Annotated in this window: 10 protein-coding genes and 3 pseudogenes; 2 read left to right on the forward strand and 11 right to left on the reverse strand. The window is 57.9% G+C overall.

The window, feature by feature from the left end; all coding sequences use genetic code 11:
* Window positions 1–2: 2 nt before the first annotated feature.
* Window positions 3–557 (reverse strand): annotated as a pseudogene (locus tag IVB05_RS08615) (transposase); the annotation flags it as partial.
* Between the two features lie 349 nt (window positions 558–906).
* Window positions 907–1239 carry a transposase gene (locus tag IVB05_RS43480; protein ID WP_256473223.1) on the reverse strand — a complete coding sequence of 111 codons (333 nt, stop codon included), beginning with the start codon at window positions 1237–1239 and terminating at the stop codon, window positions 907–909.
* A gap of 149 nt (window positions 1240–1388) precedes the next feature.
* Between IVB05_RS43480 and IVB05_RS08625 the strand changes: the two genes are divergently transcribed.
* Window positions 1389–2606, forward strand: a complete 1218-nt coding sequence (locus IVB05_RS08625; protein ID WP_247786625.1) for an IS110 family transposase — start codon at window positions 1389–1391, stop codon at window positions 2604–2606.
* A 305-nt stretch (window positions 2607–2911) separates the two neighbouring features.
* Here the strand turns inward: IVB05_RS08625 and IVB05_RS08630 are convergent.
* The 5 genes and pseudogenes from IVB05_RS08630 to IVB05_RS08650 all read right to left on the reverse strand — a co-directional run.
* Window positions 2912–3100 (reverse strand): annotated as a pseudogene (locus tag IVB05_RS08630) (transposase); the annotation flags it as partial.
* 924 nt (window positions 3101–4024) lie between these two features.
* A complete protein-coding gene (locus IVB05_RS08635; protein WP_247519333.1) occupies window positions 4025–4516 on the reverse strand; it encodes a GNAT family N-acetyltransferase in 492 nt (163 codons plus the stop codon).
* Window positions 4517–4600: 84 nt separating this feature from the next.
* Window positions 4601–5779, reverse strand: coding sequence for a hypothetical protein (locus IVB05_RS08640; protein WP_247783852.1), 1179 nt, complete (start codon window positions 5777–5779; stop codon window positions 4601–4603).
* Entirely contained in the window at window positions 5776–7251 is a 1476-nt protein-coding gene (locus IVB05_RS08645) for a coproporphyrinogen-III oxidase family protein (protein ID WP_247509377.1), read from the reverse strand. The genes IVB05_RS08640 and IVB05_RS08645 overlap by 4 nt, the downstream gene beginning before the upstream one ends.
* Before the next feature lie 203 nt (window positions 7252–7454).
* Entirely contained in the window at window positions 7455–7958 is a 504-nt protein-coding gene (locus tag IVB05_RS08650; RefSeq protein ID WP_247783853.1) for a hypothetical protein, read from the reverse strand.
* Between the two features lie 940 nt (window positions 7959–8898).
* On the opposite strand from IVB05_RS08650, the pseudogene ybgC reads away from it, so the two are divergent.
* Window positions 8899–9341, forward strand: a pseudogene (gene ybgC / locus IVB05_RS08655) (tol-pal system-associated acyl-CoA thioesterase).
* On the opposite strand, the gene IVB05_RS08660 reads toward ybgC, so the two are convergent.
* The 4 genes from IVB05_RS08660 to IVB05_RS08675 form a co-directional block, all read right to left on the reverse strand.
* Window positions 9279–9680: a hypothetical protein gene (locus IVB05_RS08660; RefSeq protein ID WP_247783854.1), complete on the reverse strand. Its 402-nt coding sequence runs from the start codon at window positions 9678–9680 to the stop codon at window positions 9279–9281. The pseudogene ybgC and the gene IVB05_RS08660 overlap by 63 nt on opposite strands.
* A 289-nt stretch (window positions 9681–9969) precedes the next feature.
* Complete coding sequence (locus IVB05_RS08665) at window positions 9970–10347, reverse strand: hypothetical protein (RefSeq protein ID WP_247783855.1); 378 nt, start codon at window positions 10345–10347, stop codon at window positions 9970–9972.
* A gap of 37 nt (window positions 10348–10384) precedes the next feature.
* Window positions 10385–10750, reverse strand: coding sequence for a hypothetical protein (locus IVB05_RS08670; RefSeq protein ID WP_247509374.1), 366 nt, complete (start codon window positions 10748–10750; stop codon window positions 10385–10387).
* Window positions 10751–10850: 100 nt separating this feature from the next.
* Window positions 10851–12047 (reverse strand): Fic/DOC family N-terminal domain-containing protein, encoded by a 1197-nt coding sequence (locus IVB05_RS08675; protein ID WP_247783856.1) that lies wholly within the window; start codon window positions 12045–12047, stop codon window positions 10851–10853.
* Between the last annotated feature and the right edge of the window lie 1272 nt (window positions 12048–13319).

Raw genomic sequence — 13319 nt, forward strand, 5'->3', positions numbered from 1 at the left:
GATTGTCGCGCGGCAGTCTCGAGCTGCGAGAGATAGCGGGCGATGCTCTCGTCTATCCGCTCAAGGCGCCGCTTCATCTTCGCCTCAGTGAAGTTGTCCAGCGCATTGACGGCCTTGAACTTCGATCCATCGATGGCGACGCTCGCTGCAACAAGCAGATCAAGCTTGCGGCACAGCGCGACGAACTCGCGGCAGACCTCACGAATGGCCTTGCCATTGTCCTTGCGGAAATCTGCGATGGTCTTGAAGTCTGGCACCAACTGCCCCGTCAGCCAGATCATCTCGATATTGCGCTGGCATTCCCGCTCCAGGCGTCGGCTCGACGGCACGCGATTGAGGTAGCCGTAGATGTAGAGCTTGAGCATCATGCCGGGGTGATAGCCGGGTCGCCCCTTGTCGAGTGGCTGGACACCGACAAATCCGAGCTTGTCGAGATCGAGACCGTCGACAAACACGTCGACCGCCCGCACCGGGTTATCCTCGGTCACATAGTCGTCGAGCGATGCCGGAAACAGTGTGCTCTGCCCGCGATCCAATCCTTCAACAAAGCGCTTCATCGGATGCCCCGCAAAATCGCCGAGAATCTTACCGCGCGAATCACAGGAAACAGAGCCTTTTCACACAGCCTGGGCCAGAACCAGGTTAGCTACTGAGCGCGCAGTGATGCGCTACAGACGCGTACACGATGTGGAGATGAGTTGCAGTTCTTAGTCCGTACGCTTTCTCATGGGCATGGTTGGGTCACTTCGCTCCCTTAGAATGGTGCCGCGCTTATTGCAAACCCTGCAGATGAATCGCTCCTCGCAAGGCGGACGTGTGTCCGGCCATTAGTCGAACCGGATCGTGTCCCTAAGCGTGGTGTAACTGGCGGTGGGACACCGCGTTCGCCGGCAAGAGCCGGACTGGTCAGCTGGCGATAGCCGGGAGGCTGACGATTGGATCATCGCTCAACGGAGCGATAGTTTCCAGTGTCATGTAGCGGGCGCGCTGGACGGCCCATTCGTCGTTCTGCTCGAGCAGGATCGCGCCGATGAGGCGGACGATGGCGTCCTCATTGGGGAAGATGCCGATCACCTCGGTGCGCCGCTTGATCTCACCGTTGAGCCGCTCGATCGGATTGGTAACCGGTATGAGATTTCTCGGTGCTAACGTTCCGCTGCGGTGTTCTACATCGTGGCGTATGGTGCGACCATCGGGACAGAGGCACCGGGAGCACGAAGTGCGGGCAGGCCGATACACACGATGAGCCGAGAGCTCGTGTTAGTAGCTGGCCGCCTCTGCGACTCGCCCGGTTGCGCCGTGAGCGCGAATCCGTAGTTGTCGTGTCGCCCGCCGCTCCCGCTATAACCAACAGAAGGGAGGACGCGCAGATGCGACGCGTGATTGGTATTGATGTTCACCGAACCTTCGGCGAGGTGGTAATCTGGGAAGACGGCATCCTTCGACATGCCGGTCGGGTCGACATGACCCGGACCGCGCTTGAAGGAATGGGCAAGAGTCTGCGGTCGACCGATGACGTGGTGATCGAGGCGACCGGAAATAGCATGGCGGTGTCGCGGGTGCTGGCGCCATTCGTGGCGCGGGTGATTATCGCCAATCCGTTGCAGGTGAAGGCGATCGCTCAGGCGCACGTCAAGACTGACAAGATCGACGCCGGTACACTCGCCAGCCTGCAGGCAGCGGGCTACCTGCCGCAGATCTGGACGCCTGATGCGGCGACCGAACGCAAGCGCAGGCTGGTGGCGCGGCGCTACCAGGTCGTGCGGCATCGCACGCGGCTCAAGAATGAAGTGCATTCGATCCTGCATGCGCACCTGATCCCAAAGTGCCCGCACGCCTATCTTTTCAACGCCCGCGGCCGGGCGTGGCTGGCCGCTCAACAGTTGCCGGACGATGAGCGCGCAGCGATCGATCGGCACGTTCGTGAGCTTGACCGGCTGGCCGAAGACTTGGCCCTGCTCGACCGCGAGATCGCACAGGACGCCATCGACGATCCCCCGGTCAACAGATTGATGACGATCACCGGCGTGAATCTGGCAGTCGCCGCCGGGATCGTGGCGGCGATCGGCGACATCAGCCGGTTCAGCAGCCCGCAGAAGCTGGTGAGCTATTTCGGGCTGAACCCGCGGGTGCGGCAGTCGGGACTGGGAGTCGCCCATCACGGTCGCATCAGCAAGATCGGCCGTTCTCACGCGCGCGCCATGCTGGTCGAGGCGGCCTGGGCCGCGGCCAAGGCGCCCGGTCCACTGCATGCGTTTTTCGTGCGCATCCGCGCCCGGCGCGGCCATCAGATCGCCGCGGTGGCCGTGGCTCGCAAGCTCACTGTGCTCTGCTGGCATTTGTTGACGAGGGGCGAAGATTACCTGTGGGCGCGCCCAGCACTGGTCGCCAACAAGACCCGCGCGATGCAACTTCAAGCCGGACATCCGCAACAGAAAGGCAACCGGCGTGGACCAGCCTATGCCTACAACATCAAGTCGCTGCGCGACCGCGAGATGTTGATTGCCGCCCAGGCAGAGCAAAGCTACGAACGGTTCGTGTCACAATGGAAACCGCGGCGGCCAAAATCCGGGGCGCGGGCGCCTCAGCTCGGCAGGACAAAATAGGCAGTCCGGTGACGCTTGCAGCCGATGCGCTTCGCCACGAGGTCGCCCGCGCCCGACAACCATAATCGCCGCTGACGGCAAGTGCCAGCCAGGAATGCAATCCCGTTCCACACCAGCATGCCGCCGTGCTCGGGCCGGTCAAGGCCAAGCCTTGCGGTGGCCGCAAACGCGGCCAGCCTTGACCGCCCCTGCGCGCGGCGGCTGAGTGATCGGTGGCCGGGACGGAAGAATGACCCGCAGCGCGACCGAACAAAAGAATGAACTTACAGCGGTCCGCAATCGTCGTCTCGGTCTTGAAGAAATCGCTTGTTCATCTCATCCGTCGAGTGCAGCTTGGTCCGGTGCTGCGGTGGGAACGTCATGTAGGCGAGCACGTCGGTCTCGGCCTCGTCGAGGAAGCCGGCAAGCTTGGGCAGCTTGGGACGGAGCTGGTCGGAGACCTTGCGCCACTGCATTTTAGCGGCCTCGGCATCGTCCTGGGCAAACGCGGTTGCCGGCTGGCAAGCCAGATCGGGACACAGCCAGGGGCTTGCGCGAGTTATCGCAGAACTTCGGCTGGAGTGCTGCGCAGCTTGCCAGTGAGCTGAAGCTGGAGCGGACGCTGGTTTGGCGAGCGATGAACGATAGGCCTATCACAGAGACTGATGCAGCGCGTCTCATGATTGGATTGGGACGACTCTCGGTCGGAGCGGTCGGCTGTCGTGATGGCGCATATGCATGAAATCTGTTGCGTTTGTTGCCGCGTGCAGTTGAGGCATTCGAGGTCGACGACGCGGTTCGGACAAGGCGGTAGACCTGATGCGCTATATCGTCTCGAAGACCGCGACGCTGCCCTGGCTGGAGAGTTTTGCCGCGCGCATGGCGCCGGGGCCACTCGCTCTACGATCCGTTCGCCGGCACATGCACCGGTGTCCAGGCATTTCAAGCGGCTGGGCTATCGCATCTTCACGGGGGACGCTTTAAGTCTGTCCCACGCTATGCAGGTTGCGACCGTCCGTCTGAACAGGCGGCCCCGACTTCCGCTGACTTTCGACGCTTCGCGCCATCCGCTCACGTCGCGAGCCCACGACGCTCCAGAGCGTCTTCGCCTATCCGCCGCTGGCGCACCGTGTCAGCTCTCGTTTTGAATTCAACGCTGGTTCGGCCAGGCGTGAGTTTGTGCGTGCGTTCGACGCCTATCGGTCGCAAAACCTTCACGTCCTTGTCAGCTACAGTGACACGATTCATTCCGATCGCAGATCTCGCGGGACTCAACGAGAAAGTCCTCGCGGATGTTACGGTTTTATCTGAGCGCATTCGACATCATTCCCAAGGAGCGAGTTTGGGCGTTTGGGCTAGTCAGGGGCAGTGATTGAATTTGTGCTCGTTGCGCGTCCGTAGAGCTTCACTGGATTATCCGGTCTCACAACCTCATTTGCTCATGCGGGGTCATCCTGGCCAATGAGCCGCTTCTCGTAAAAGATCACTGCATATCCGTGCAACATCCCTTCCCTGCGGCGAACATAGCCAGAGCTCTCATAAAGTCTTTGGGCCCCTACTTGGATCGTTGTTGTGTCGAGCATTATCCATTTGAAACCGAGAGCAAGAGCTCGCGACTCCAATTCACGAAGAACCCTCCTTCCAAACCCTCGTCGCTGAAAGACGGGGTCGACCCGCATACGTTTAAGTTCTGCGACATCATCATCAAAAGGGTTCAGCCCACCCATGGCAGCGAGTCGGGGACCAATATGCGCAACTACGAAGTCTCCGCCCGAGGCGATGTATACTTCCCCGATATTGCGTAAATCATCCTCCCAGGCCCCTTCCGGGCCACACACACCAACATCCTGCGATGCGCTTCTGTGCAGATGCCATACATCATCGCTATCCCCAGACTCGAACCGACGAAGGATCAGTTCGTCTTGAGACATCGACTATCACCTCTCGACCGGTGTCGGACGCCTGCGCCTCTGGCATCGTTGTCTGCTTTTCGCCACGCAGAGACCACCGTCAGCTTACCGGCGCGCCTCTGTCAACAGCCGCTGAGAAAGGACAGCCTCAACACTTTCCGATACCTCAACTCCGACAACTGGACGACCCGGCTCAACCGTATATTTTAAGGCCGTACTACGGTGCATCCGGGTAAACCGATCTAGTGCACAAACACAGGACGTGCGCAGCGTTCCGATTTCGCCGCCGTGATGCTCCATGACTGGCGAAATGGTCGCAACCCTGGGAAAGTCCGCTTTCCCCTTTAGCCAACTCGGCTTGAGCGGTGCACTCCCTTTGCCTGACGACAGCCAGCGGAATACCTCGTGAATGCATCTCTGCGGATAATATTCGGACAGCCGATACAGATCCCTATAAAATTGCGGTTTCTGGTGGAAGAGTTCTTCACCGACCAGTAGCACCGAGACCGCCACGATACGGGCCGAGAAGCGGCCGCTTGGACCAAGCGTATTCTTGTAAGGATTCTTTCCGTAAAACACACGAAATTGGCCAAATAAGTCCGGCGACATATGTTCATAAAAGCGCGTCAGAACATAGTTTGCTGACTCAAGGCGCTCCAGGCATAGCGCGAGACATTGCCCCGCATCCACGTCGGCCACATCACGCAACTTAAGCAGAGCGTCCATTGCTGACTGCAATTCGCTCTCGATGATCTGATGGCCCAAGCAAAAATCTCGCTCCTCGACCCCGGCCGCGCCGAGGCAGTATACGCGTGGATCGTTCTGCAATGGATTCGTAAGGATCATATCTTCATAGGAGAGGACCTCAATGCCAGGCTGCCGTTGACAACTTGAGCGCGCAAGGCGGCTCAGTGCCTCTCCCACCGTCAGCTCGGCGTCCACGGGATGAAGGCCGGCAAACGCAGACATCTGATAAGCACAATTTACGAGATATTGGATGTCTGTCTTAGCGATCTCGAAGTCCGGCTGCGGCAGACTGAGCAGCTGCGCATCATAGTCCGTCTCCGCAATCATCGCGTTGATGCTACGCCCAAGAGCCTTAACCGCTTCATCTGGTCGTTCACTGCATTTGATCTCCGCAATGCAGTGCGGCAGTTGATCGGCGACAAAATTGCTGACCGGCCCAAGCGGGCGTTCTCGCTGCCGGCGATCAATGCTATCGGTCAGATGCGAAAATATGTCCTCCGCCTGGCAGGGCGACCCTTGCGGCGCCCGCGACTTCATCGAAAAGCAACTTGCATTTCGGCACTTGACCCGTATCGTCCGGCCGGTGAGTAATCATGTTTTTCGAGCAGATCAGTTCGTTTGTCTACTATCCTACTGTCGTTGTACGCGACCCGCTCAAGTATACTGTTCGAGAAAAATAGCAGCGATACGGCGCCCGAATTGATGGTGCCGGCGGCGGTTAACGAAAGCAGGCCATCGTTTGAAATGCAGATGAGTCCTGCCTCATTCAAGAGTTCAAGCTCGCGGCCAAAGCATTTCTCGATGGACACCCCAAACTCCCGCTCGAAGCGGGAGAGCAACACCCCGCTGCTTCGCAGGGCAAACATTACCGTTCTGCGCATGAGATCATCTTGCGACAGGACAACACCCTTCCACACTGGCTTCTCGCCCGCCTCAACCCTATACAGGTAGCGATCCAAATCTGCCTCGTTATAGAACTGGCACTGGCTCATGTAACCAAATCCGGCAACCCCAAACGGGACCAGATTATTGTCGTTCCAGGAATCGTATTTGCGGCTCTGTTGAACCGAGTGTGGCTGCGGCTGCTTACTCCAATAGAAAATCGGCCCATGGCGATAGCCGAGTTTCGTGAGGATGTGCTCGGCCATAAAATGCATGATAATGCGCTCCTTAGCCCCGGCAAATTGATATCGTCCCCGAGCCAAATGGCGGGCTACGGGGTCTGTGGATTTAAACATCAATGGGAATACATTGAACTTCTCTATTCCCATATCCAGTAAGCCGATAAGTGAGTCGTACCAGCTCCGGAGCGTTTGCTGCGGCAACCCATACATGAGGTCAAGCGACAGATTCTCAACGCCCATCTCATTCAGTAACTTTACGAGTTGTACTACTTCGTCCACGTGGTGCCCGCGGTTCAATATGCGTAAAATGCTAGGATCTAGACTCTGAACGCCCAATACGAAGCGGTTTACGCCGGCTCTAAGCAGTGTGGATATGCGATCTGCAGCGTCCACTTCCTTTGCAAGAGAGGGATGCAATTCGAAACTCACCTCCGACTTAGACAAATCAAAGCGCCGGCTAATCATACCAAATAGCGTTTCGAGTTGACGGTTGGTCAAGAACGAGGGAGTGCCGCCTCCAAAAAAAGCAGTCTCAACAGCTCTGCCAGCCAGCGCCGCGTCCGACCAACTCATCTCTTTATCTAAAGCCGCCAGATAGCGCTCCACTCGCCCGGAAGATGGATTGATTTCCTTGGCGAAGTGGCAAAAGGTGCAATACTGATCACAGAAGGGGATGTGAAAATAGAGATCAATTGACGATGTAACCTGGAGCAACAACTTTTCGGCGTTCAGGTCGCCCATTGCCTTGAGAGGCGGATATGTGCCGACAAGATAATCGTTGTGCGTATCAAGGTGCAAATTCCGTGACCTCAACATGTCAAGGTTGATGTCGTACGAGCGGTCGATCGCGAATTCCAAGGCCTCGGAATAGGTCGGCGCGCGCATTTTTCTAAACTCCTCTAGCTTTCGTGTGAAGGCAAGCCGCGATGGCAGCTCCGTTCCTCGTGTCACATCGCGCTCTTCAGCTCGGGCTCGATACCGAAGTCGTGCATTTCGATCAAAGGCGCGGATTTGTCGGCTCCCACTCGAGGTAACCACCGTAGATCAGAACGAGTGTCGCCATCCGCTCGGCGACACGCGCGGGATGATTATGGTTCCGCGAGGAAGACAGATGCCGTGGCCGAGGCCGAATGTCCTTCGGCGTTGCGAAACGGCACCGAGGAAGGCTTCAGGCGCCGAGGAGTGCGAATACTGCTCGTGGTGCTCCACCTCCGAGTGTGACCAGCGCCGAGTCGGGCGCCGAGCTCGATCTGCTCCAGCGTGCCATTGAACAACTTCGGTCCGCTCCCCTCTTTCGAAAGGAGGCGGCCATTGCCCGAGACCAAGCTTGATTTGGTTTCCTTCCGATCCGACGCCGACATTCGCATGCCGCTGCATGCATTCGCCACACAGCCGCCCAAACGTGTCACACTGGTTTGGATTTGCTCGGGACTAAGCGCGCTGAATGCTAGTCGCGTCTGGTGGTCTTGAGAGTTATCCAACGCGAAGAACGACAGCGGCAACCGCGAGGGACGCGGCAAAGCCTTAGGCGGGACCGCACTCAACAGCGCAGCGTCCATGGCATTGATTTGGATCAATCGAGCAAGTTTCATTTGAACTCCTGGGCCGGCGAATGCGAGACCGTCATGGTCGTGCGGATCCTTTACGGTGTCCCAGCAATCCACGTGCCACAAAAGACATTTGCGAGCCTCGCTTGAAGAGGGCAGAACCATGTGCTTCGCGTCCACCGACGGAATACTCGCGCCTCAGTGTCTGGCCCCAGACATTAACGTCTTCAGCCGGACACGGCTGAACACGACAACGCGGAATGTTGAATGACGATGGCGGCCTCTCATGCCGAACTCGAACATCTGCTCCAACGGCGACCTTACGACCGAATCGCTCGGCTGATAAAGGCAGCGTCCCGGCACGTGACGGATATGCAAATGAACTCGTCGCTTTCTTGCGGCGGGGTGGCCACGGAGCGGCTTCGATCTCGTGGCGGCGCTCGGCGCGGACTTCCCAGGCGCGGTGCGCGTCGTACCGAGCGACGAGGCCCGGCCGCAGCGCGTCGGCGCGGCCGACTCTCCAGTCAAAGTGCCGTGGATCATTCTGCCCGGTTTCATCGATCTCCATGACCATCTCACCTGGAATATCCAGCCGCGATGGCTGACCGGCCGGAGTTTAACAACTGCTATGAATGGTAGGATTCCGCGGAACAGGACTGCTTGCTGAACAATCCGCACTGCCGGGCAATCCCAACTTTGGCCTGCGAAGCGCAGATTACGCGGAGATCAAGGCACTTGCCGGTGGGGCGACTTCGGTCCTCAGGGATTGCTGAGCAGCGATAAGAGCTCTGCAAACCATCCGTGCATGCGGGACTTGCCCGAAATCTGGATAGGGGGTTCCGGCTTCTCGCAACAGCAACCGGTCTCCGAGCGGCCTTGCGCCGGGAGCCTCCACCTGCACGCACCAAGCCCATTGGCACTTGCTGCGGAAACGCGCGTCTGTGCAAGACAATTCGTCCCAGAAGGGCAGTAAGGGAACCGCATTGTGACAGCTTCTCTTGATGGCGAACTTCGCGACGGCGGCCATCATATGCAGGTCCGCGTCTATTTCGAAGATACTGACTCCGGTCAGATTGTTTATCACGCAAATTTTTTGCGCTTCATGGAACGCGGTAGAACGAACTACTTGCGCCTGCTCGGAACCACTCAGCAAGCGCTACTCAAAGAAGCCAAGAACGATGCGCCCGGCTTTGCCTTCGTTGTCCGCTCCATGACGATCGATTTTCTAAAACCGGCGGTCTTGGATGACCTGCTTGATGTCGTGACAGTCCCGCAAGAGGTGAGGGAGCGTCGATTGCCTTGCTGCAGGAATGCAGGCGCGGAGACGATCTCATAGTCACGGCGCGTGTACGCGTGGCGTTTATTTCAGCCGGAAAGGCGCAGCGCATCCCGAAGTCGCTGCGGCTCGCAATGGAAGGGCTTAGATAAATCTGCCGCCTCGATGCCTCCCGGGGGTAGTCCGGCCTTCTTGGCCTCGCGCGCAATCTCCGCGGAGAGTTGTTGTATCGGATTATCCTTATCGAGGCCGTCATCCGAAACAGCAGTGATGTCGGCGATCAACCCCACTGCAGCTTCACCCAGAAAGCTAAAGCTGATATCGGGCTTCTTGCCGGTTGCGAGCGCCTGCTCAGACGTGAGCTTTCCTATTTTGCCAAAAGCATAGAGGAAAATTATCTCCCACATCGCTGCCAGTCGGTCGCTACCTGGCTTGTTAAGGCGAGCGGCAGTTTTGTCGCACTGATCATGGTCGAGCACTTCGTAGGTCATGAAGGCGCTGTTGAATTGCCCTCCTGGAAAAGACAAACATGAGAATTCCGAGGCGATTGAGGGTCGGTCAGCTCTGCTGCTGTTTGGAGAAGCGATCCCCATTCTCAGCTTCCGTCAAAACTGCTTCAAACGGAGGCGGCTTAAAGGGCCTCTTAACGCGCCAAGCCGACTACTGGAGACCTGATTTACTGCGACGTTGACGAAGCAGATTCAACGATGACCGTGCGGGTTGATGTTGCCGTCAGGCACTTTTTGGTCTGTGGCGAACGGCGAGCTGTTGATTATAACGCTACAGGCCGAGTAGCGCCTTGAACGCGTACCCGAGCAACACGCCCAATGCGGTGACGGTCGCGTTGGCTGCGTTGGCGACGATACCGTCCTTCACTTTTGTCGCATACTGCACGACAGTTGGTTTAATCAGATCCACGAGCAGATCGACGCGAACCCGAGCCGATCTTATGAGGCGCCGCGCGGCGGAGATTTCCGCCTCGCGCTGCTCCCTCTCTGCCGGATCGTCAAAGTCGTTGGCTTCGCGGATGGCTGTTTCAAGTTCCGCCATCGCCCCGTCGGCATCGGTATATTCCTTGCTGTTGTGATTGATAGTGACGATGCGGTCGGATGCTGGAATGTCGGCAGCATCGAAATGCCGTTCAATGTAGCGTATCAACTCGCGCGTCGTCGGCAGGAAGAGTTGCCGGGATATATCATAGACATAGTATTGTAATCGTTAGCCGTGTACAGGAAGGCGGCACAGAAGTCATACATATCCAGCTCGCATTGCCGAGCGCCCGGAGCAGGGCGACGTGCATGGCCAGTCTGTCGGTCTTGTCCTTCGGCCATGCGAGCGTCCCGCTCCCGACCATCGATCCAATCGTCTCCTTGCACTCCGCGTACCATGTCGGAAAATCGACGCGCTTCTCCAGGTCGGAAACGACGCGGTGCGCTCTTGGCGTGTCGTCGATGTTACGGTGGAAATTCTCCAAATGGTCTTTGAAGAATTGATATTTTGCGCTTGTTACAGCGTCGGTCAGCTCGTTATAGACGGCGCGGAAATTCGAGAAATCGCTCATATTCGCCCTGGCTCAGCAATGGTATGTGGACAATACCATGCGAAGGTTTGTGCTACACTGTCTGGTATGAACGAACCATCAGACCATGGACTGAGAATCGTCATGAAGGTGGGCCGGGAAGAATCGGGTCTTCGCCGAACGGGCGGTTGATAATCGACAGCGCATCAGGCGCAGTGAATACGCGGTTGCGGGCATAGCCAGTCCGCTCCACGAGAATCTTGCGCTCGACAAGCTGCTCCACTGCTTGGGAAGCTGCCTGCACAGTGATGTCGAGAAGCTTAGCCAGGCGCTTCACGGTTAGAACTGGATAATGGGGTAATACATCGAGTGCGCGAAGGCTGGCAGAGCCCTGCCGGAATTTCCGACGTTCGCGCCACATAGCGCCAAGTGTGGCCAAGGCCTCGCGCGTCTTGAGTAGCTCATCGGTCGTGCCGACCACTGCATCTGCCATGAACCCCACCGCTTCGTGCCATTCCAGCCGTTGCTGCGCTGCCTTGAGGGAGTCGTAATAAGCCGTCTTGTGGGCCTCGATGTAGGGCGAGAGATAAAGCGGCATCATTCCCTCTGCCGCCATCATCAGCGGTAACAGCAGACGTCCAACGCGGCCGTTGCCGTCGCGGAATGGATGGACCGCCTCGAAATGCGCATGCGCCACTGACATGCGCACGATGAAGCTCTGGTACATCGCCTGCATCCCCTCGCAGCGCATGTATTTCACGGTGTCTTCGAGGCAGGCCGCGATATCGGCAGGTGGCGTTGGATTATAGGTCGAATACGCGATGTCGCCTCTGCCGCCGATCCACACCACCCGCTCTCGGAAATCTCCGGGCTTGTCCTTATAGTCAGCATCGCCACGCATAACGGCACGATGCAGATCCTGAGTCAGAGCGGTCGTGAACAATTTCAGCTTTTCTTTGCGCGCGCGGGGTAGAAAATTATCGAGTGCGAGTGCGTAGTCGCGCACTTGCGCGGCGGCTTCGCCCTGCGGGGAATCTTCGCTTTCCTCAACTGACAGCAGTTCGTCGAGTGTGCTGTTCGTCCCTTCGATCGACGAACTGCTTACAGCCTCGCGCCGGGGCAATATGCGGCTGATGAGATAGGGGTCCTTGAGTTCCGCCGCGAGTGTCTCAATTCTGACAAGGGCCGCGTCTGCCGGCTTAAGCCGTGCGAGGACCGGACCCACCGCAATCCCCTCCTCGGGCGGTGGCAGTGGAACGACCCCGTAATGGGAGTCGAACGGCGACGGTAGCCGTTTCAGTCGCTCCCGGATGGCATGGCTGAGATGGTCGCGATTCATGGAAAACCTTGGGTAAGAAAGCTCTATGCCTATCCATATTCAAGGTTATTTCTAAAAACTTCAATAAAGATTCAGGATCCCGGTCTGAATGCAAAGAAATTCGGCTATTTTTGCCTTTCTGGCATTGGGGAACGCACTTGAAATGTTGCCCGGCCGCATAGCCAGCGTCTCGCCTTGGGGCAAGTGTTCTTATTTCTGCTCCTTAAACGCAGAGCCAAATGCGGATCTGGGCTGCAGCCCAGCCAATTGTGGCGGGCTCCCCTTACAACCGCGTCCTATGGAACTTACCTTTGCGGATTGCGCCACCGGTCGAATTTCCGGCTGAAGGACCACTCTCATGCCTGCCGCAACCGCTTACGTCCTCCATGTTCCGGAGGGCCGGCGTGACATTATTCTGAGCTACGCCGAAGAAAACCGGCACGAGGCCACGCGGTACGTCGCCGAACCCGTGCCGAGCTTTTCCTGCGGTAGCAACACGTTGGTCGTGCTGGCGTGCTTCGCGACGGCGCGATCACGCACATCGCCGACGGCCGAAAGGGCATGTCGGCGGGGACCGGGTTGGCCCGGCTCAACATGACCGAGTTGCAGAGATTGGAACGGCCCCTTCCATTGAAGAACTTGTCGGCCTGGTTCCCGCAAGACTCAGGGCCCCCTTCGTCGCATCCTCGGCATCGGCGGATTGCTGCCGCCGAAGACATTCGCGGCCGCGGTGGACGCATTGACGGCGCGCGATCCCAACCTGGCCGCAAGGCTGGCGCGGTTTTCGGAGAACCGCGCCCGGGCCATCCCGGGTCTGACATGGAAAGAAAGAGAAAATCTTGCCGTGCAAAAGGAATCCCTGGGACTTGCACTTGCGACGCAGGGGTGCCGCGGGCTGAAATGCTCTCTTGGTCGGCGACGCCTGGAAGACCGGCTTCGTTCCTCGAAGGCTTGCCGGGGCGCACGCGTCCGCGAAGACGTGATGATCATCAAGGATTTCACATCCTTGCCCGGGTTCAAGCCGCTTTGGAATTCCCGATGGTCAGATCATCGTAGGAGCCGAGCAGCAATACTGGACATGGAAGCCCGGCGGGCCAGATAGAGTAGGAATCAACACAATTGCCTACTATCAGACGTTTTTCGGCAGGAAACTCGAACTCAAAATGGGTTACCTCAGAAATCAAAATGAGTTCGCAGGCACAGTGGTCGGAGGGAACGCAGGAGTAAACGTTTTTGGACCCTCGTCGAACATCCTTTACCAAGCAGACATGAGCAACAATCCGGCGCCGACGC

The organism is Bradyrhizobium sp. 170 (genome assembly GCF_023101085.1).
Lineage (GTDB): Bacteria > Pseudomonadota > Alphaproteobacteria > Rhizobiales > Xanthobacteraceae > Bradyrhizobium.